The sequence below is a fragment of the Serratia sp. Je.1.23.a genome, from assembly GCF_051129805.1.
In the GTDB taxonomy this organism is placed as follows: Bacteria; Pseudomonadota; Gammaproteobacteria; order Enterobacterales; family Enterobacteriaceae; genus Serratia; species Serratia liquefaciens.
Genome location: NZ_JBCPSR010000001.1, coordinates 1412821 through 1430923, shown reverse-complemented (window position 1 = coordinate 1430923; position 18103 = coordinate 1412821). Strand labels below are relative to the sequence as shown.

At 56.0% G+C, this 18103-nt stretch carries 22 protein-coding genes; 11 read left to right on the top strand and 11 right to left on the bottom strand.

Annotation, left to right across the window (positions count from 1 at the left end; genetic code table 11):
• The first annotated feature begins 49 nt into the window (after positions 1 to 49).
• Entirely contained in the window at positions 50 to 1570 is a 1521-nt protein-coding gene (gene dtpA, locus AAZT04_RS06955) for a dipeptide/tripeptide permease DtpA (protein ID WP_046373676.1), read from the top strand.
• A 79-nt stretch (positions 1571 to 1649) separates the two neighbouring features.
• On the opposite strand, the gene AAZT04_RS06950 is transcribed toward dtpA, so the two are convergent.
• Both AAZT04_RS06950 and AAZT04_RS06945 read right to left on the bottom strand, forming a co-directional pair.
• Positions 1650 to 3740, bottom strand: a complete 2091-nt coding sequence (locus tag AAZT04_RS06950; protein WP_434679391.1) for a prolyl oligopeptidase family serine peptidase — start codon at positions 3738 to 3740, stop codon at positions 1650 to 1652.
• A gap of 158 nt (positions 3741 to 3898) precedes the next feature.
• Positions 3899 to 4462, bottom strand: coding sequence for a helix-turn-helix domain-containing protein (locus tag AAZT04_RS06945; RefSeq protein WP_020826707.1), 564 nt, complete (start codon positions 4460 to 4462; stop codon positions 3899 to 3901).
• Between the two features lie 112 nt (positions 4463 to 4574).
• On the opposite strand from AAZT04_RS06945, the gene AAZT04_RS06940 reads away from it, so the two are divergent.
• Positions 4575 to 5768, top strand: coding sequence for a benzoate/H(+) symporter BenE family transporter (locus AAZT04_RS06940; protein ID WP_020826706.1), 1194 nt, complete (start codon positions 4575 to 4577; stop codon positions 5766 to 5768).
• A gap of 138 nt (positions 5769 to 5906) precedes the next feature.
• The gene (locus tag AAZT04_RS06935; RefSeq protein WP_434679389.1) at positions 5907 to 6410 is read left to right on the top strand and encodes a cupin domain-containing protein; all 504 of its coding nucleotides are present in this window, start codon (positions 5907 to 5909) and stop codon (positions 6408 to 6410) included.
• Here AAZT04_RS06935 and AAZT04_RS06930 read toward each other — a convergent pair.
• On the bottom strand, positions 6375 to 7229 hold the full coding sequence (locus tag AAZT04_RS06930; RefSeq protein ID WP_020826704.1) for an aminoglycoside phosphotransferase family protein: 855 nt from the start codon (positions 7227 to 7229) through the stop codon (positions 6375 to 6377). The genes AAZT04_RS06935 and AAZT04_RS06930 overlap by 36 nt on opposite strands.
• A gap of 143 nt (positions 7230 to 7372) precedes the next feature.
• On the opposite strand from AAZT04_RS06930, the gene AAZT04_RS06925 reads away from it, so the two are divergent.
• Together AAZT04_RS06925 and AAZT04_RS06920 are read left to right on the top strand one after the other, a co-directional pair.
• Positions 7373 to 7750, top strand: a complete 378-nt coding sequence (locus AAZT04_RS06925) for a RidA family protein (RefSeq protein WP_115058931.1) — start codon at positions 7373 to 7375, stop codon at positions 7748 to 7750.
• A gap of 99 nt (positions 7751 to 7849) precedes the next feature.
• The gene (locus tag AAZT04_RS06920; RefSeq protein ID WP_044550680.1) at positions 7850 to 8119 is read left to right on the top strand and encodes a hypothetical protein; all 270 of its coding nucleotides are present in this window, start codon (positions 7850 to 7852) and stop codon (positions 8117 to 8119) included.
• Here the strand turns inward: AAZT04_RS06920 and AAZT04_RS06915 are convergent.
• The gene (locus AAZT04_RS06915; RefSeq protein ID WP_046373681.1) at positions 8116 to 8511 is read right to left on the bottom strand and encodes a nuclear transport factor 2 family protein; all 396 of its coding nucleotides are present in this window, start codon (positions 8509 to 8511) and stop codon (positions 8116 to 8118) included. The genes AAZT04_RS06920 and AAZT04_RS06915 overlap by 4 nt on opposite strands.
• Positions 8512 to 8746: 235 nt before the next feature.
• Here AAZT04_RS06915 and AAZT04_RS06910 point away from each other — a divergent pair, with 235 nt between their 5' ends.
• Both AAZT04_RS06910 and AAZT04_RS06905 read left to right on the top strand, forming a co-directional pair.
• Entirely contained in the window at positions 8747 to 9412 is a 666-nt protein-coding gene (locus AAZT04_RS06910; protein ID WP_234530104.1) for an HD domain-containing protein, read from the top strand.
• A 103-nt stretch (positions 9413 to 9515) separates the two neighbouring features.
• Positions 9516 to 9782: a DUF3811 domain-containing protein gene (locus AAZT04_RS06905; protein ID WP_020826699.1), complete on the top strand. Its 267-nt coding sequence runs from the start codon at positions 9516 to 9518 to the stop codon at positions 9780 to 9782.
• On the opposite strand, the gene AAZT04_RS06900 is transcribed toward AAZT04_RS06905, so the two are convergent.
• Positions 9757 to 9918, bottom strand: coding sequence for a hypothetical protein (locus AAZT04_RS06900; protein ID WP_434679386.1), 162 nt, complete (start codon positions 9916 to 9918; stop codon positions 9757 to 9759). The two genes, AAZT04_RS06905 and AAZT04_RS06900, sit on opposite strands and share 26 nt — an antisense overlap.
• 229 nt (positions 9919 to 10147) lie before the next feature.
• Here AAZT04_RS06900 and dapA point away from each other — a divergent pair, with 229 nt between their 5' ends.
• Positions 10148 to 11032 carry a 4-hydroxy-tetrahydrodipicolinate synthase gene (gene dapA / locus AAZT04_RS06895; RefSeq protein ID WP_046373684.1) on the top strand — a complete coding sequence of 295 codons (885 nt, stop codon included), beginning with the start codon at positions 10148 to 10150 and terminating at the stop codon, positions 11030 to 11032.
• Between the two features lie 92 nt (positions 11033 to 11124).
• Positions 11125 to 11730, top strand: coding sequence for a glutathione transferase GstA (gstA, locus tag AAZT04_RS06890; protein ID WP_048762695.1), 606 nt, complete (start codon positions 11125 to 11127; stop codon positions 11728 to 11730).
• A gap of 48 nt (positions 11731 to 11778) precedes the next feature.
• On the opposite strand, the gene pdxY is transcribed toward gstA, so the two are convergent.
• From pdxY to anmK, 5 genes are all read right to left on the bottom strand, one after another.
• Positions 11779 to 12639 carry a pyridoxal kinase PdxY gene (pdxY, locus tag AAZT04_RS06885; RefSeq protein ID WP_048762694.1) on the bottom strand — a complete coding sequence of 287 codons (861 nt, stop codon included), beginning with the start codon at positions 12637 to 12639 and terminating at the stop codon, positions 11779 to 11781.
• Between the two features lie 65 nt (positions 12640 to 12704).
• Positions 12705 to 13979, bottom strand: a complete 1275-nt coding sequence (gene tyrS / locus AAZT04_RS06880) for a tyrosine--tRNA ligase (RefSeq protein ID WP_020826694.1) — start codon at positions 13977 to 13979, stop codon at positions 12705 to 12707.
• A 139-nt stretch (positions 13980 to 14118) separates the two neighbouring features.
• Positions 14119 to 14772: a pyridoxamine 5'-phosphate oxidase gene (pdxH, locus tag AAZT04_RS06875; RefSeq protein ID WP_046373687.1), complete on the bottom strand. Its 654-nt coding sequence runs from the start codon at positions 14770 to 14772 to the stop codon at positions 14119 to 14121.
• Between the two features lie 87 nt (positions 14773 to 14859).
• Complete coding sequence (locus AAZT04_RS06870) at positions 14860 to 15162, bottom strand: MliC family protein (protein WP_020826692.1); 303 nt, start codon at positions 15160 to 15162, stop codon at positions 14860 to 14862.
• 45 nt (positions 15163 to 15207) lie between these two features.
• Positions 15208 to 16329 carry an anhydro-N-acetylmuramic acid kinase gene (gene anmK / locus AAZT04_RS06865; protein WP_046373688.1) on the bottom strand — a complete coding sequence of 374 codons (1122 nt, stop codon included), beginning with the start codon at positions 16327 to 16329 and terminating at the stop codon, positions 15208 to 15210.
• Between the two features lie 369 nt (positions 16330 to 16698).
• On the opposite strand from anmK, the gene AAZT04_RS06860 reads away from it, so the two are divergent.
• Entirely contained in the window at positions 16699 to 17163 is a 465-nt protein-coding gene (locus AAZT04_RS06860) for a glycine zipper 2TM domain-containing protein (protein WP_041415361.1), read from the top strand.
• A gap of 85 nt (positions 17164 to 17248) precedes the next feature.
• On the opposite strand, the gene slyA is transcribed toward AAZT04_RS06860, so the two are convergent.
• Complete coding sequence (slyA, locus tag AAZT04_RS06855; protein ID WP_434679383.1) at positions 17249 to 17683, bottom strand: transcriptional regulator SlyA; 435 nt, start codon at positions 17681 to 17683, stop codon at positions 17249 to 17251.
• A gap of 180 nt (positions 17684 to 17863) precedes the next feature.
• Between slyA and AAZT04_RS06850 the strand changes: the two genes are divergently transcribed.
• Positions 17864 to 18100, top strand: coding sequence for a DUF1656 domain-containing protein (locus tag AAZT04_RS06850; RefSeq protein ID WP_104410897.1), 237 nt, complete (start codon positions 17864 to 17866; stop codon positions 18098 to 18100).
• Positions 18101 to 18103 lie beyond the last annotated feature (3 nt).

Genomic DNA, 18103 nt, shown 5'->3' with positions numbered 1-18103 from the left:
GCAATTTCTCGTCTCTCTGGGACGGGGCAGTGAAAAATCAGAGGTACCAGTGTCAACAGCAAACAACAACAGCGAACAACCTGAAAGCGTGAGTCTTAACGCCTTCAAACAACCCAAGGCGTTTTACCTGATCTTCTCTATCGAGCTGTGGGAACGTTTTGGCTATTACGGCCTGCAAGGCATCATGGCGGTTTATCTGGTCAAAATGCTTGGCCTGAGCGAAGCCGACTCGATTACCCTGTTCTCTTCCTTCAGCGCACTGGTGTACGGCTTTGTCGCCATCGGTGGCTGGCTCGGAGATAAAGTGCTGGGCTCCAAGCGCGTGATCGTGCTGGGCGCGCTGGTGCTGGCCGTCGGATACGCCATGGTGGCCTACTCCGGCCATGAAATCTTCTGGGTGTACCTGGGTATGGCGACCATCGCCGTGGGTAGCGGCCTGTTCAAGGCTAACCCATCTTCCCTGCTGTCAACCTGCTATGAGAAAGACGATCCGCGTTTGGACGGTGCATTCACCATGTACTATATGTCCGTCAATATCGGTTCTTTCCTTTCCATGTTGGCCACACCGTGGCTGGCGGCGAAATACGGTTGGAGCGTCGCGTTCTCACTGAGCGTGGTGGGCATGCTGATCACCCTGGTCAACTTTATGGTGTGCCACAAGTGGGTTAAACAGCACGGTTCCAAGCCTGACTTCAAACCCCTGCAGGTGAAAAAGCTGCTGATGGTCCTGGTGGGCGTAGTCGCTCTGGTAGCCATTTCCAGCTGGTTGCTGCACAACCAGGTGATTGCCCGCTGGGCACTGGCGATTATCTCCATCGGTATCGTGATTGTGTTCGCCAAAGAAACCTTTGCGCTGCACGGTGCTGCGCGCCGCAAGATGATCGTCGCCTTCCTGTTGATGCTGGAAGCGGTCGTCTTCTTTGTGCTCTACAGCCAGATGCCGACCTCGCTGAACTTCTTCGCTATCCACAACGTGGAACACAGCATCCTCGGTATTGGTTTCGAACCCGAGCAATATCAGGCGCTGAACCCGTTCTGGATCATGCTGGCCAGCCCTATTCTGGCGGCGCTGTATAACAAGATGGGTGACCGTCTGCCGATGCCGCACAAGTTCGCTTTCGGTATGATCCTGTGTTCAGGTGCCTTCCTGGTGCTGCCGTGGGGTGCCAGCTTTGCCAACGAACAAGGTATCGTTTCGGTTAACTGGCTGATCCTGAGCTACGCGTTGCAGAGTATCGGCGAGCTGATGATCTCCGGTCTGGGCCTGGCTATGGTGGCGCAACTGGTACCACAACGCCTGATGGGCTTTATCATGGGTTCCTGGTTCCTGACCACCGCCGCTGCCGCGCTGATTGCCGGTAAGGTCGCCGGTCTGACCGCCGTGCCTAGCAATGTTAACGACGCGCACGCTTCGCTGGCTATCTACAGCCACGTGTTTATGCAAATCGGTATCGCTACTGCCGTGATCGCCATCCTGATGATGCTGACCGCGCCGAAGCTGTACCGCATGACGCTGGACACCGCTGAAGATACCAACAAGAAAGCACAGGCGGCCGCTGCGGCCAACTGATCGCCGGCGAGGTTTTCATCGCAATAAAAAGCCGGGGCAATCATTTGCCCCGGCTTTTTTATCTCTCGTCCTGCGAGATTCAGACCTTCGGTTTAGCGCTCAGGTTAGTCCACATGAACTCGCTGACCAACGCACCGTGGAACGCGGCCTGTTGTTTGTCTGCCGCCGCACTGTGCCCACCCTCGGTATTCTCATAGAAATAGGCCTGCTGGTACCCCATCTGCTGCATCCGCGCCGCCATTTTACGCGCGTGCGACGGGTTGACCCGGTCATCACTGGTGGCGGTGTAAAACAGCACCGGCGGATAAGGTACATCGGCTTTGATGTTGTGATACGGCGAGAAAGTCTTGATGTACGCCCACTCTTCCGCTTTGCTCGGGTCGCCGTATTCAGCAATCCATGAAGCCCCGGCGGAAAGCTGGGTATAACGTTGCATATCCAGCAACGGCACTTCACAGACGATGCAACCGAACAGCTGCGGGTACAGCGTCAGCATGTTGCCTACCAGTAAGCCACCGTTGCTGCCGCCGCGGGCCCCCAGATGTTGTGACGATGTCACTTTTCGCGCAATCAGATCCTCCGCCACTGCGGCAAAGTCCTCATAGGCACGATGACGGTTTTGCTTAAGCGCCGCCTGGTGCCAGGCTGGACCATACTCACCACCGCCGCGAATATTGGCCACGACGTACACCCCGCCACGCTCCAGCCAGGCCGGCGCCTTGGCTCCCATGTAACCCGGCGTGAGCGACACCTCAAACCCGCCATAACCGTACAGCAGCGTAGGGTTGCTGCCGTCCAGCTTGATGTCCTTGGCCGATATTTGGAAATACGGCACCCGCGTACCGTCTTTTGACGTAGCGAAATGCTGGCTGACCTGATAACCACTGGCGTCAAAATCCTGCGGCCCTTGCTTAAGCAGTTCCGGCTCCCCGCCGTCCAGATTGCCCATGTACAAAGAGGTCGGCTGCAGGAAGCCGCTGAGAGTCAGGAAGTAATCGTTGGTCTCTTCATCAATGCCGCCGGCGGACAGGGTGCCGATGGCCCCCGGTTTGCCCAGCGGCTTGCGCTGCCAGCCATTCTCTTGCGGCGTCAGCACTTCCAACCGGTTTACCACGTTGTCCATGATGCTGAGGATCAGGTGATCGCGCGTGGCGCTGTAGCCACTTAACGCCACCTGCGCGGTCGGGGTGAATAACACCGTAAATTCACGCTTGCCGGCCAGATAATCGTCAAAATGGGTCGCCAATAATGCACCGGAAGGATAACGCGTCTCCCCCACCTGCCAGTCGCTGCTCGGCTTAACCAATAGCCACTCGCGGTGGGTGCTGAACTCGGCGTCGGCGGGAATATCAATTTTGATTTTCTGATCTTGTGCGGTCAGCAGATAGGTTTCGCGGCGATAGAAATCCAGGCTGCGGCCCACGTAGTTTCGCTCAAAGCCTGGCGTATGGTCATGATAGGCATATACCACCATATCCTGCGGTTGCGCTTCATACAGCGTTTGAGCCGCACTCAACGGCGTGCCGCGCCGCCAGCGTTTGGCAATGCGCGCATAACCTGATTGAGTCATGGATCCCGCGCCAAAATCCGTGGCGACAAACAGCGTATCCTTATCAATCCACGAGGCCTGACTTTTCGCCACCGGCAGCACAAAGCCGTCTTTAACAAACTGCTTGGTCACCAGATCGAATTCACGGATTTCGGTGGCGTCACCGCCGTCCGGCGACAGCTCCAGCAGGCAATAGCGGTATTCGGGAGCCAGCGACTGCGAGCCATGGAACACCCAATCTTTGCCTTCGGCCTTGCCCAACGCGTCAATATCCAGCACCGTTTCCCAGTTCGGTTGATCCTTGCGATATTCCTGCAAGGTGGTCCGTCGCCACAGGCCGCGTGGATTGGCTTGATCCTGCCAAAAGTTGTAATAGTACTCATCCCGCTTGGTGACCCACGGAATTTGGCTCTCTTTATTCAGAATGGCCAGCACCTGCTTTTCCACCTGACGAAAACCTTCGCCCTGGGCAAAACGCGCGGTGGTGCGTTGGTTTTCCTGCTTGATCCATGCCTGTGCGGCTTTGCCCTGCAGCTCTTCCAGCCACAAGAATTGGTCGGCGGCGCTGGTGCCCCCTTCTGCCGCCATCGCCAGGCGGATACTGTTGGGTAATGAAGTCATCGCGAATACGGCTCCTGCGGTTTGTGCGCTGAGTTTAATAAACTGGCGTCGGTTGGTGACTGGCAAGTTCAATCTCCCTTTGAAAGTTAATAAGACTCATTTTCAACAAGGTAGGCGTTTGGCGGCGCAGAGTCAAAGCCTGCGCCCACGCCGTTGAATCAAAATTTAGGGTAATGGATCAGATCGTGAATGCGTACCGTCTGTTGGCTGGCATTGCGGTAAGCATGTGGCCGATCGGCCTGAAAGCGCATCGCCTCGCCGCTGCTCAGGTGATACCACTGCCCGTCGACGGCCAGCTCCAGCTCGCCGCTGATGACAATCACATGCTCGATCACCCCCGGCTCATGTGCAGAAGACTCGCTGAGCGCCCCTGGAGCCAGATCGATGACAAACATGTCGAACCCCAGTTGGCGATCGAAGGGAAACAACGGGACGACACGCATATCGGCGTTGTATTGATTAAACACTGGCGCATCGCCATAGCGGTGCAGCGTGGCCTGCTGTTGCAGCGGTGAGATCTCGAGAAACGCAGAGAACGCCACGTTAAACCCGGTCGCAATTTTCCACAGCGTTGCCACCGTTGGGCTGGATTCTCCGCGTTCGATCTGCCCCAGCATGGCCTTGCTGACGCCGGTATTTTCCGCCGCCTGATTCAGGCTCCAACCGCGCTGCACGCGCAAAGAACGAAGCGTTTGTGCCAGATGACCGGACAATTCCTGCATGTTTTTCTCCCTTGCTTTTCGGCTGATTATAGCCCCTTGTGCGCTATAACGCACGGTGCTATGCTGCCGTTTCACTGTGCGTTATAACGCACGACCGTTACCGGAGTCAGGCATGCGCCCAGCCCTCTCTTTGCGTCATCTGTCCCTGCCCGCCGTGATGGCCGGGTTCGTTGCGGTATTGGTCGGTTACACCAGTTCTGCCGCCATTATCTTTCAGGCGGCCGCGGCCGCCGGTGCGACGCCAATGCAGATTGGCGGCTGGCTGACCATGTTGGGGCTGGGGATGGGCATCACCTCCCTCGGACTGTCGCTGTATTACCGCACGCCGATCCTGACCGCCTGGTCGACGCCCGGCGCCGCGCTGCTGGTCACCAGTCTGCCAGGAACCCCACTCAACGAAGCGATTGGCGTTTTCATCTTTGCCTCCGGGCTGATCCTGCTGTGCGGCGTGACCGGGCTGTTTGCCCGGTTGATGGATTACATCCCGCAGGCAATTTCGGCGGCGATGCTGGCGGGGATCCTGCTGCGCTTTGGCCTGGATGCCTTCGCTTCGCTACAGGTGAATTTCGTGCTGAGCGCGGGAATGGGGCTGGTGTACTTGATAACTCGCCGTTATCTGGCCCGCTACGCGATTGTCCTGACCTTGTTGACCGGCCTGGCGATTGCGGCGCTGCAGGGTAACATCCATCTTGCGCAGCAACCGTTGGCGTTCGCCATGCCGGAGTTTATTGCGCCACACTTTAGTGCGTCTACGCTGTTAGGGATTGGTGTGCCTTTCTTCGTGGTCACTATGGCGTCACAAAATGCCCCCGGCATCGCCACCCTCAAGGCCGCCGGCTACAGCGTCCCCACCTCGCCGTTGATTAGCTGGACGGCGCTGACCGCACTTTTGCTGGCGCCGTTCGGCGGGTTTTCGGTTTGTATCGCCGCTATTACCGCCGCGATCTGCATGGGGCCTGACGTGCATCCGCATCCGCAGCGCCGCTATATGGCCGCCGCTGCCGCCGGGGTATTTTACCTGCTGGCCGGTGCCTTCGGCGGCGTTATCGGCATGTTGTTCAGCGCATTGCCCGCCGCCTTGATCCACACCATTGCCGGGCTGGCGCTGCTGGGCACCATTGCCGGGAGTCTGCAACGCGCATTGCAAGATGAAAAGCAACGTGATGCCGCGCTGATCGCTTTCCTGATCACCGCGTCCGGCGTGACGCTGCTCGGCGTCGGCTCGGCATTTTGGGGGATTATTGGGGGGGCCATCGCTCATATCATCCTTTCACTGCCACACCGCGCGAACCGCAGCGAGAATTAAGTCCGCAGGTTGAAAGATGCTTTAGTCCCTCCGTCAATGTTCACCCTTTAGCGATCTTCTGCTTAACTGATGGGGAACCATGGACGGTTTTACTATTGCCATCGTCAATCACTAAGTGACATTGTCACGAGGATGTTTATGAATGAGCATGCCACGCTGTTAGCCCAGCGTCTGATCCGTAATTTCGACCAGGTTGATAAATCACACGACAACCGTCCACCGCTGTATGACAGCATCGGCGCCCGTTTGGGCACCGGTACCGCAGCCAAAAAACTGGGGGCTTCTATCGACGTGGTAGCCCCGGGCATGCGTTCATGCCCTTATCACTTCCACTATGCGCAGGAGGAGATGTTCATCGTGCTGGAGGGGATCGGCACCTTACGGGTTGCCGGGGAGCGGCTGCCGATCAAAAGCGGGGACGTTATTTTCATTCCGCCGGGCCCGGAATACCCGCATCAGATCATCAACACGTCGGATGCGCCGCTAAAATATCTGTCTGTCAGCACCCGCGAGCAGCCCGAACTGGTGGAATATCCTGACTCAGGCAAATTTCAGGCGATGGCCGTGGACCAAAATGGTGAAATGGTACGCTATTTACAGCGGCCTTCAGCGTCGCTCGATTATTGGCAGGATGAACCCTGAATCCCCTTCCGGTAACGACAGGCCCAGTGCGAGCGCCGCCTGCTCGGCGACACGGAAATCGATATCCGCCGCTTCGCCGTCCTCCATAAACCAGGCGGCGGACAGCCCTGCCCAGGCAAGGATCCACTGCAGCAGACGCTGGCGTTCCAGCCCAGCCAGTTGGCAGATCTGCACGACTCGCCGCTGAAAAATGTCTGGGTCAGTAGCAATACCGTAGTTGGGGTTGCAGAAGATGTTGGCGTAGTCGAACGCGCGTTCGCCATAAAGGCGTTTAGGGTCGATCACCAGCCAGCCACGCTCACCGAAATCCAGCACGTTGTCATGGTGTATATCTCCGTGCAACACGGTCTGTTCACGCGGGCTGGTCAGCAATTCTGCGGCCACCCTGGCGCTGAGGCGCAGCATGCCACCGTGCGCCTGCGCCGCCGGCCACAGTGAGTTAAACCATTGGTGCAAAGGAATGAGTTCCGGTAAGGGTTCGGCACGTGGTGCATGCAGGCGGGCAACAACCTGGCAAAGAATTTCCGTCGCCTGACGATCGTCGCCATCGCGCACCATTTGCGGCAACGAGCGGCTGCCTTGCGCACGCTCCAGCAAGATCCCATCCTCATGCCAGGCCAGCACCCGCGCAGCACCTTCGCCCTGCCACCAGCACATCAATAAACCGCCGAACTTTTCTTCCTGTTCGCGGGCTATTTTCAACATGGCGGCGGCCCCCTGATAGCGAACGGGCATCAGCAGGCTGCTGTGAGTTTCAAACGCCTGGCCGTCGGGCTGTAGCTGCCAGCGTTGCATGTAAGGAATTAAGGCCGAATTCATTACCCTGAAACGTCCTTCACAGTTATAAATGAATGGTAGTGATATTATTTAAAATCAATATATCGCAGCGTACTTCCGATGTTCATCGCACTATCCTAACCAAGTTTGTTTACTTTTTTAATTTATCTCTCGGGGTTTTTACCATGACATCATTAAAGCGCATTAATTATCCGCATCTGCCTACGCCGGGGGGGCCCTATGTCCATGCCGTACGCCACGGGGATACGCTGTATGTTTCCGGCCTGACGGCATTTGCCACCGAGGCTCAGGGGCAAACGACCCAGCAACAGACGCAGGCGGTTCTGGAGCAACTGGCAACCATCGCCGCCACAGAGGGCACGAACCTCAAAGCGCTGATTAAAATAACCGTGTTTCTGACAGATATCGGCGATTTGCCGGCCATCCGGCCGATACTGTTTGACTATTGCGACGGCGCGCTTCCGGCCTGCTCACTGGTCGCGGTCAGCGCCTTGTTCTCGCCACAGGTCAGCGTTGAGATCGAAGCCGTTCTGGCGCTGTGAACGTAAGGTGCCCGTAGGCATCGCGTGCGTTACCCTTTGCCGCCATTGGGACTATTCTGCTAATTTACAGCTAGGAACTTTATTACCGCCGAGACGTTAATGCAGCAAAAGCCGGTTATGCACGAAGCCAGACAGTTAAAGCGCCTCAACGCCGCCACGCGTCGGCAATCCCATATGTATAAGTGGATTGCCTTTATCGCGGCGCTGGACGCCATACTGGTATTTTTTTATGACCGGGATATGCGCAACATTACCTTTTCAGGCGCCGTTGCGCTGGTGTGCGGATATTTGTGGATCCGCGATCGCAACAAAGCGCGCGGTTATCGGCGGGAGTACGATCGCAAATTTGGCAAGCACAGCGGCCTTTAGTCCTGCATTGCTTCCAGCACTTTTGCGCTGTCGACGATTTGCACGAACTTAACAATTTTTCCCGCGCGCAGCTGGTAAATATGCGCAAAGGATGCGGTGAAGGACTTTCCGGTGGCCGCGTAGGTGCCATGGTAGAAACCCTGCGCAATCACGGTTTCGCCGGCATCATAAAAGTGGTCGACATCGGCGCGATAGCCCTGCCATTCCGTCCCCAAACGCTGGTGAACATTTTTGAATATCGCCTGCGGGCCGATATAGGTGCCGGCATAAGGAAACCCCGCCGCTTCGGTCCACTCGGCATCTGGCGCCAGCGCTGCCAGCAGGTTGCGGCCATTCTCTTCGGCACTACCGCCCTCATAGGTGGCGCGTACAATTTCAAGATTCGTAGGCATGATCTTTCTCCGGTGGCGTCTGCAGGATATTCCGGCCATACCCCGCAGACACAGGTTTACACCAAGCGGAGATGACCGGAATGGCGTCATTGTAAGTTGCTTATTCCGGTATAAAAACCGCGATTGCGGCAATAGTCTGTTGCATTGTAGTAAACAATTAGAACATTGCGCTGTCATCACCGCCGCATCAAAGGGGGTTATGATTGAGGTTTTCCGCCCACAAGGAACAAAACACGTGCATTCTTCACCACTGACGCAAGCCTTACTACAGCCTTTCGCCCCCCATCAGGAACTGGCTCAGGCGTTGTTGCCGCTGACGCTCGATTCCGATGATGGCTCTCATGACGTGGCACATCTGCATCGCGTGTGGAAAAACACCCGCAAAATCAGCCAACAAGAAGGCGGCAACCGTCGCATCCTGTGTGCGGCCGTGCTGTTGCATGACTGTGTGGCAGTGGAAAAAAACTCGCCACAGCGCCATCTGGCCTCGCGCATGGCGGCAGAGAAAGGCGCCCTGGTGCTCAAACAGCTGGGCTGGGAGCCGCAGGACATTGCCGAAACCGCCCATGCCATCGAGGCCCACAGCTTCTCCGCAGCCATTACCCCGGAGAGCCTGGAGGCAAAAATCATTCAGGACGCAGACCGTCTGGACGCTATCGGCATGATTGGCGTAGCGCGTTGTTTCTATATTGGTGGACGCATGCGCAGCGCGCTGTACGATGCCGCCGATCCGCTGGCGGAACAGCGCCAATATGACGACAAGCGTTTTTCCCTGGATCACTTCGAAACCAAGTTATTCAAACTGCAGGAAGGTTTCCAAACCGCCACCGGCAAGAAAATGGCGCTGGAACGTACCGAACGCATGCGGCGTTTCCTCAGCGAACTGCTGGAAGAGATGTAACGCGCCAGCGCCCTGCAAACTGGCATTTCCGTTACGGCAGCAGCATCTTCACACCGCTAATTGCTGTACACTGGATGCCAACTTCACTGACCAGGCTGCAAAAATGAAAAAACTGACGCTGAAAGACATGACGGAAAGCGAGCAACGTGAAGTAAAAACCGAGTTGGACAAGGCACGTAAAAGCCTCGGGCGCGCCTTGACCAATGGCGAGAATAACAAGATCAAGGATGAGGTGGTGGCTCGCATCACTGCCGCCCGCGAGAAAATTGAAAAAGCCACCCGGGCCGAACGCAAAGCCAATCGCGTTCAACCCACCGGGGAAACGTTCAGTTGGTCGGCTTCGATCAACGGCGCACGCCGTCCCCGCTAATCAATTTCGCCCCGCCAAGGCGGGGTTTTCCTTTTCCCGGCTTATTAGCCAAACTCATCAGCGCGGTTTCATCATGAATAACCGTGTTATCAACCTGTTGCAAATTGACAGCATCATGCAGAATATTCATTATCATCGCATTACCCCTTTTCAAGAGACCGCCATGACTCACCTCAACCACAATGACGCTGCGCAAATATCGGCATTGCCGCTTGAAGGTTTGGTGGCAGTTTACTCGAAGAAACAGACGCTCATTTGATCGGGGCGCGCTGTCCCGTCAGATGAGCTGACTGGGCGGTGTACGACTCGTTTCCCCTCTTGTTATCTCATCTGGCTTCTTATTGTTCGCATTGAAGGAAATTACTATGGCCTCATTTTCCGGTATCTGGGTTGCGCTGGTGACCCCATTTAATCACAACGCCGTTGACCTGCCCGCCACCCAACGGCTGGCCCAACACCTGATCGCCTCTGGCGTCGATGGGTTGGTGGTTTGCGGTACCACCGGTGAGGCTGCCGCGTTAAGCAAGGAAGAACAGCTGGCGGTGCTCGATGCCGTGCTGGCCGTGACGCCTGCCCATCAGGTGGTGATGGGGCTGGCCGGCAATAACCTGATCGACACATTGCAAATGCAACAGGCGATCCAGCTGCGCGACGTCGCCGGCGTGCTGATCCCCGCCCCCTACTACATTCGCCCGTCGCAATGCGGTCTGGTGGACTATTTCACCCAGTTGGCCGACGCCTCAAGCGTGCCGGTGATCCTGTACAACATTCCGCAACGCACCGGCGTGGTGATGGAGCTGACAACCCTGCGCCAGATTGCACGCCATCCGCAGGTGAAAGCCATCAAGGACTGCGGTGGTAATCCAGACACCACCATGGCGCTGATTAACGACGGTGAAATCGACGTACTGACCGGGGAAGATAACCTGATCCTGACGACGCTGTGCCTGGGCGGCACCGGGGCGATTTCTGCTTCCGCGCATATTCAGCCGCAGCGTTTTGTGCAATTGGTGCAGCAGGTCGCCGACGGCGATTTGGTTGCCGCCCGCGCTAACTTCTATGGCCTGCTGCCGATGATCCAGCAAATGTTCAGCTTCCCGAACCCAGCCCCGGTCAAAGCCGCATTGGCGCAGCAGGGTCTGATCCGTAACGAGTTGCGTTCGCCCATGCAAATCGCGCCGCAGGCATTGCAACAGCAAATTGCCGTCACCCTGGCGCAGTTGCAGCCCGAAGCCGCGTTGATAAGTTAAATTTGTCGTTTAACCCGCTGTAATTTTGGCGTTATAGAGCTAGGATCAGAAGTTAAGCATGCCTGTCACTCATCATTATCAAGGAGCTTTCGATGAAACTGTTCTATAAAGCCGGTGCCTGTTCTCTGTCTCCACACATTGTACTGCGTGAGGCGGGCCTGGATTTCACGGCGGAAAAGGTCGATCTGGCGCTGAAGAAAACGGAAAGCGGTGCCGACTATCTGACCATCAACCCGAAAGGACAAGTGCCTGCGCTGCTGTTGGATGACGGCAGTCTGCTGACCGAAGGCGTCGCGATTGTGCAATACCTGGCCGATCGCGTGCCGGATCGCGGTCTGATCCCCGCAGCGGGCACGCTGTCGCGCTACCATGCAATTGAGTGGCTTAACTATATTGCTACCGAACTGCACAAGGGTTTCAGCCCGCTGTTTAACCCGAAAACGCCTGAAGAATACAAAGCCTTCACGCGGGAAAAACTGGAGAAGCAGTTCAGCTATCTGGATTCAGTGCTGGCGAAGCAACATTTCTTGCTGGGGAACCGGTTTAGTGTGGCAGATGCCTATTTGTTTACCATTCTGCGCTGGGCTATCGCCATGCAGTTTGATCTCAAAAAGCACGCCAACCTATCGGCCTATTTTGATCGCGTGGCCGCACGGCCGGCAGTAGATGCCACCTTGAACGCGGAAGGATTGAAATAATTTCCTGGCCCCGGCGCGATAATCCGCCGGGGCACAGCGTCAGCTTAATTACAGCTTTACCGCTTTAAAATCACAGTCTGGCTGCACGATACGATCCTGAGCCGCCACCACCTGTAGTTCGTACTGTCCCATTGCCTGAGTTGTCAGCATCACTTCATAAACCGCCGCCGTCACGTGCTCCAGCGCCTGATCAAGCGCCTCGCCCTTAAGCAGATTAACCAGCAACAGGCCGCTGGTCAGATCGCCCACGCCTACCGGTTGGCGGCTGCCAAAATCCACCAGCGGACGACTGATGTGCCAGGCTTCATCCGCCGTAACCAACAGCATTTCGAAACAGTCCGGATGGTAACCGGCGCGGCTCAGGTGCTTGACCAGCACCACTTTCGGTCCCTTGGCAATTAGCTCACGCGCAGCGCTTACCGCTTGATCAACATTCGCGACGGTGCGCTGACTCAACAACTCCAGCTCCAGCAGGTTTGGCGCGATCATGTCGCTGCACGGTAATGCCTGCTGACAATGAAACTCCGCCACGCCCGGTGCCACGATGCAGCCTTTTTCAGGGTGACCCATGACCGGATCGCAAAAATACCAGGCGTGCGGATTGGCCTGTTTGACCTGACGCACGATTTCCAGAATATGGCTACCCTGCTCCGGCGAACCGATATAACCGCTCAGCACGGCATCGCAATGCTTGAGTTGATCGATATCCGCAATACCCTGGGCAATTTCCGTCAGGTGGCTGGCTGGCATCACGCAACCGGTCCACTTGCCGTACTGGGTGTGATTGGAGAACTGGACGGTGTTCAACGACCAGACGTTAACGCCCATGCGGCGCATCGGAAATTCTGCCGCACTGTTGCCCGCGTGGCCAAACACCACATGAGACTGAATAGAAAGAATGTTTTTCATCAAAAATTTGCTCTGATGCCTTAAAAATAAAGGGGCCGCTGAGGGCCCCTTTGCTGCAATTTCGTTTACTGCCAATCTACCAGGCAGTAATGTTTTTTGCCGCGACGCAGCAGCGTATAACGACCGAACAGGCGATCGGCGTCGCTGAAGGTGTATTCGGCGTTAGACTGCTTCTCACCGTTGATGGTGACTGCATTGGAGCCAATCATGGTGCGAGCCTGGCCGCGTGAAGGTACCAGCTCGGCATTCACCAGCGCCTGTTGCAGATCGGCGTCGCCATCGAGCTTGATGGTCGGCATACCGTCCTGCGCCAACTGAGCGAAGTCAGCTTCAGTCATGTCGTGCAGTGCACCGGAGAACAGGCTCTGGGTGATACGTTTGGCCGCAGCCAAGCCTTCCGCACCATGCACCATGCCGGTCACTTCTTCTGCCAACACATACTGGGCACGCGGTGCCTTGCCGCTGTTCTTGTCTTCTTCTTCCAGCGCGTTGATTTCGGCCAGATCCATAAAGGTGAAGAACTTCAGGAAGCGGTACACGTCGGCGTCGGCGGTGTTGATCCAGAACTGGTAGAACTTGTACGGGCTGGTTTTTTCAGGTGCCAACCAGACTGCGCCACCTTCGGTTTTGCCGAATTTGGTGCCGTCGGCTTTGGTGATCAAAGGCACGGTCAGGCCGAACACCTGCTGCTGATGCATGCGGCGGGTCAGATCGATACCTGAGGTGATGTTGCCCCACTGGTCGGATCCGCCGATCTGCAGCTCAACCTGATGACGGTTGTAGAGCTCGGCGAAGTCGAAGCCCTGCAGCAGATTGTAGGAGAACTCGGTGAACGAGATACCGGAATCGTCACGGTTCAAACGCTGCTTCACCGCTTCCTTGTTGATCATCTGGTTGACGGAGAAGTGTTTGCCGATATCACGCAGGAAGGTCAGCACGTTCATGCCGCCGAACCAGTCGTAGTTGTTGGCTGCTACCGCGCTGTTGTTGCCACAGTCGAAATCCAGGAACGGAGAAACCTGTTTGCGGATTTTTTCTACCCACTCGTTCACGGTATCGGTGGTGTTCAGCTTACGTTCAGCCGCTTTGAAGCTCGGATCGCCGATAAGCCCCGTGGCGCCCCCCACCAGCGCGACCGGTTTGTGGCCGGCAAGCTGGAAACGCTTCAGGCACAACAGAGGAACCAGATGGCCCAAATGCAAGCTGTCAGCGGTCGGATCGAAACCGCAATACAGTGCAATTGGCCCTTGCGCCAGTCGCTCTGCTAACGCTTCCTCATCCGTAACCTGGGCAACGAGGCCCCGCTCTTGCAGTTGTTTAATCAAGTTGCTGCTTGCCATCAATGACTCCATGTATAAACGAATGCACCTTTGTCGGTACACGACCTTTCGCCCACTGGCGAAATATAAAATTCAGAATACCGCATAGAATAAAGCGCCGGCGACATCAGTGCCAGCGCTTAAGGGGGATTTTCGGTCTTCAGGGCGCCAGTCGGTCAATTTTCCAGTCATTCCCGTCCCGTTGGTACAGGAAACGGTCGTGCAGGCGGTTGGCACCGCCCTGCCAGAACTCGACGGAGTCGAAATTGACCCGGAATCCGCCCCAGAAACTCGGCAGCGGGACTTCGCCCTGTTGGAATTTTTGCTTCAGCTCGAGGAATTTGCTTTCCAGCACCCCGCGCGCGGAAATGCGCGATGACTGCTGCGACACCCAAGCGCCGATCTGGCTGTCTTTCGGGCGACTGGCGAAGTACTTCATTACTTCTAAAGTGGAAAGCCGCTCCGCCTTACCGAGGAAAATCACCTGGCGGTCAAGCATGTGCCACGGGAACAGCAGGCTGATATGCGGGTTATTCGCCAATTGCTGTGCTTTGCGGCTGCCCAGGTTGGTGTAGAACACCAACCCTTTTTCATCCACATGCTTAAGCAAAACAATACGCTGATAGGGTTGACCATTTTCATCCACGGTTGCCACACACATGGCAGTCGGATCGGCCAAACGAGCGTCGCAGGCCTGTTTAAGCCACTTTTCGAACAGCTCCAGCGGATTGGCGGTCAGATCGTTGCGACGCAGGCCACCCCGGGTGTATTCACGGCGCAGGTCCGCAACATCAAATTCATTATTTTCAATCATTGGGTTATCAACCAACTGAAAAATCGTGATTCTATTCTGCGCCAGCGGCGTCAGGATCTCAATCGATCTGACGCCGCAACCGCCGGATCAATTCGCCAGCGTGCAGTCGCTCATGATCACTTTGCCATTACGCTCAAGGTAGGCGTTTTGGCCCTTGGACCAGAAGGTGTATTTACCGTCACTGTATTTTGCGCCGGTCATGGCCAGCACCTGCTTCAGCGTCAGTTGCTCGCCATCCATCAACATGCTGACGGTGCTCTCCTTGCCATCCAGCGCCACCGTCAGTGGCGTGGTACCACACTGATAATGCAGAGTCTGGCTGCTTTGCGGCAGAACGTAGCTGCAACCGGCCAACGCCAGTACACCGGCGGCAATAATGATTTTTTTCATGCTGTTGCTCCTTAGGGAAATCTGTCGATTTCTATCCTAACAGAGCTAACGGCCCCCTAAAGGCAAAACCGGATAAATCCCACCCAGCAGGGTTTCACGGCTGGCACCGGTAACCGAAGGCAGATTGCCGGGCTGGCCAGACAAGGTACGAAACGCCAGCCAGGCGAAGGCCAGCGCTTCCATATCATCGCCGCTGATGCCGAAATCGTCAGTCAGGCACACTTCGGTGCCGGGCAGTAGCGCCGACATCCGCGCCATCAGCAATGGGTTACGCGCCCCACCACCGCAGACCAACAGGCGTTCGCACCCGCCAGCCAACTGGACCTGCTCGCAGATAGTGATCGCCGTCAGTTCCGCCAACGTAGTTTGTACGTCAACCGGCTTGACCGCCGGCAGTCCCGTAAGCTGACGTTCCAGCCAGGCCGCATTGAAATACTCACGGCCGGTACTTTTCGGTGCCGGCAGCGCAAAGTAAGGATCGGCCAGCATCTGCTGCAACAGAGGCAGGCAGACACGGCCTTCCATCGCCCAGGCGCCGTCTTTATCGTAAGGCTGCGAGCGATGGCGCCATACCCAAGCGTCCATCAGCATATTGCCCGGCCCGGTATCGAAACCGCGCACCGGCGCCCCCGGCAACAACATCGAAAGATTGGCAATGCCGCCGATGTTCAGCACCATGCGGCGTTCCACCGGGTGCGCCAACAACGCCTGATGGAAGGCCGGCACAAGTGGGGCGCCCTGGCCCCCATAGGCCATATCGCGCCGACGGAAATCCCCCACGGTGGTGATGTTGGTCAGCGCGGCAATGCGATTGTTATCGCCCAATTGCATAGAAAAACGGGCGTCGCCTTCGGGCTCGTGCCATACCGTCTGGCCATGGCAACCGATGGCGGTGATGTCCTGAGCCGACACGCCGGTTTGCTTTAGCAGGCCAAGCACCGCCTCACCAAACAAGGTGCCGAGCTGCGCATCCAGTCGCCCCACTGCAGCAAGCGTGGTCTGTTGCCCCTGGCACATACCGAGAATATCCTGCTTGAGCTGAATCGGCATCGGATGGCTGTAACTGGCCTGCTGCGCCACCATTCGTCCGTCGATCGCAGCAAGCACCACGTCGACGCCATCCAGACTGGTGCCGGACATAACACCTATATAGCGGCCTGACTTCATAGCAACATCCTTTACCCTGTGCGGGGAAACAAAATTTTGACCTGATAAATAAACCAGAATTAAAACATTAACGCCATGAATTCTGTTGTCTTTTTTCACCTCTGTGAGCAATGCGCCTGTTTTTCTGCTCACTTCCCCGGTTGATAACCAGCGCTAAACGATGGCTCAACGCGCAACGGAATTTCCTGCGGCGCTGTTATAAAGCTAAACCACCGTTTATTATTGGTTGAACAGCGCAACGTTAAGCTGCATGCAGTAGCGGGTCATGGTGATGTGCGTGCGTTTGAGCCATACTTTGTCTATCATTTTCATTGAATCTGGCCTGGAAAGGTTCCCCAGGTTATGGACTACTACCAACAGGAGTTTTATATGATCAAGCGTCTTCTCGTCGTTGCTATCGCCGCAGTTACGCTGGCAGGGTGCGCCAATGAATCCATGTCCGGCGACGTTTATTCCGCTTCGCAGGCCAAACAGGTTCAAACCGTGACTTATGGCACGCTGGTTTCGGTGCGCCCAGTCAAGATCCAGGGTGGTGAAACGTCGAATACCATTGGCGCAATCGGTGGTGCCGTATTGGGTGGCTTCCTCGGTAACACCGTCGGTGGCGGTACCGGTCGCAGCCTGGCAACCGCAGCCGGCGCAGTAGCCGGTGGCGTGGCGGGTAACAGCATCGGCGAAGCCGCCGGCCGTACCTCAGGCTACGAGCTGGAAATCAAGACCGACCAGAAAGAGAATATCGTGGTGGTTCAGAAGGCGGGCGCAACCAAGTTCAGCCCAGGCCAGCGTGTTCGTATGGCTCGTACTGGCGACACCATTACCGTATCTCCGCTGTAAGCGATACAGATGGGTAAAACCGGAGGCTTTAGGCCTCCGGTTTCATTTCCGATGCTGTGAAATCTAATCGAATAAAAAGAAATTCTTATTGTTTATTTTGTAGTTCAGTGATGTTTTGCTCAAGCTTGCCAATTAAACTAACCAACAGTTGTACTTCATCAGTAGTAATGCCGCTCAGAATCTCGCCCCGCGTAGAGCTGATGACGCTGTCCACTTCCCGGATGATGGGATCGGCCGCTTCAGTCAGTTTGATACGCTTTGCACGCCGATCGTTGGCGCAGGTGTGGCGAGTAATCAACCCCTTCTCTTCCAGTTGGTCCAGAGTACGAACCAATGACGGTTGCTCAATGCCGATCGCTTTAGCCAGCTGGATCTGTGACTGCTCCGGCGGCAAACGATTGATACTGTGCAAAGTAACCCAATGCGTTTGCGTGAGCGCCAGCGGCTTGAGCCGATGATCGATGAGCGCGCGCCATACACGAACTAATCGTGCTAAATCTGAACCTAATGTTGACTCCACTTACCCCTCCTTATAATTAGCATGCTAACATACCCTCCCAGAGCTTAGACTATTTTGAGTAACTCACATTAAAAACACAAATGTATATAATGTATATTGTGGAAATAGCCACCATTTTGATCAGTTATTGTTTATTCTCTATGCAACCGCTCAACATATTCACTCACTGGGATTGTTAATGTGAATACTTCATGGCTTCATGCCTCGTCCCCGCTACCCGATTTGGTGCTGGGCGCCTCGCTTTATTTTCCGCCCCTATTTAAGGCTGTTTTGCTCGGCCTGATTTTATGGCTACTGGTACACCACCTGTTGCGAGACTGGATTTATTCCGGCGAAATTTGGCACCCTATGCTGATGGATTTGTCTATTTTCGTCATCGCCGTCAGCGGCTCCCTGTGGCTTTTAGCGAGTTGGTAACTC

Coding starts and splice junctions, on each gene's coding strand:
- AAZT04_RS06950 (WP_434679391.1), bottom strand. CDS start 3,740: ATGACTTCATTACCCAACAGTATCCGCCTGGCGATGGCGGCAGAAGGG.
- AAZT04_RS06945 (WP_020826707.1), bottom strand. CDS start 4,462: ATGCAGGAATTGTCCGGTCATCTGGCACAAACGCTTCGTTCTTTGCGC.
- AAZT04_RS06940 (WP_020826706.1), top strand. CDS start 4,575: ATGCGCCCAGCCCTCTCTTTGCGTCATCTGTCCCTGCCCGCCGTGATG.
- AAZT04_RS06935 (WP_434679389.1), top strand. CDS start 5,907: ATGAATGAGCATGCCACGCTGTTAGCCCAGCGTCTGATCCGTAATTTC.
- AAZT04_RS06930 (WP_020826704.1), bottom strand. CDS start 7,229: ATGAATTCGGCCTTAATTCCTTACATGCAACGCTGGCAGCTACAGCCC.
- AAZT04_RS06925 (WP_115058931.1), top strand. CDS start 7,373: ATGACATCATTAAAGCGCATTAATTATCCGCATCTGCCTACGCCGGGG.
- AAZT04_RS06920 (WP_044550680.1), top strand. CDS start 7,850: ATGCAGCAAAAGCCGGTTATGCACGAAGCCAGACAGTTAAAGCGCCTC.
- AAZT04_RS06915 (WP_046373681.1), bottom strand. CDS start 8,511: ATGCCTACGAATCTTGAAATTGTACGCGCCACCTATGAGGGCGGTAGT.
- AAZT04_RS06905 (WP_020826699.1), top strand. CDS start 9,516: ATGAAAAAACTGACGCTGAAAGACATGACGGAAAGCGAGCAACGTGAA.
- AAZT04_RS06900 (WP_434679386.1), bottom strand. CDS start 9,918: ATGATAATGAATATTCTGCATGATGCTGTCAATTTGCAACAGGTTGAT.
- dapA (WP_046373684.1), top strand. CDS start 10,148: ATGGCCTCATTTTCCGGTATCTGGGTTGCGCTGGTGACCCCATTTAAT.
- gstA (WP_048762695.1), top strand. CDS start 11,125: ATGAAACTGTTCTATAAAGCCGGTGCCTGTTCTCTGTCTCCACACATT.
- pdxY (WP_048762694.1), bottom strand. CDS start 12,639: ATGAAAAACATTCTTTCTATTCAGTCTCATGTGGTGTTTGGCCACGCG.
- tyrS (WP_020826694.1), bottom strand. CDS start 13,979: ATGGCAAGCAGCAACTTGATTAAACAACTGCAAGAGCGGGGCCTCGTT.
- pdxH (WP_046373687.1), bottom strand. CDS start 14,772: ATGATTGAAAATAATGAATTTGATGTTGCGGACCTGCGCCGTGAATAC.
- AAZT04_RS06870 (WP_020826692.1), bottom strand. CDS start 15,162: ATGAAAAAAATCATTATTGCCGCCGGTGTACTGGCGTTGGCCGGTTGC.
- anmK (WP_046373688.1), bottom strand. CDS start 16,329: ATGAAGTCAGGCCGCTATATAGGTGTTATGTCCGGCACCAGTCTGGAT.
- AAZT04_RS06860 (WP_041415361.1), top strand. CDS start 16,699: ATGATCAAGCGTCTTCTCGTCGTTGCTATCGCCGCAGTTACGCTGGCA.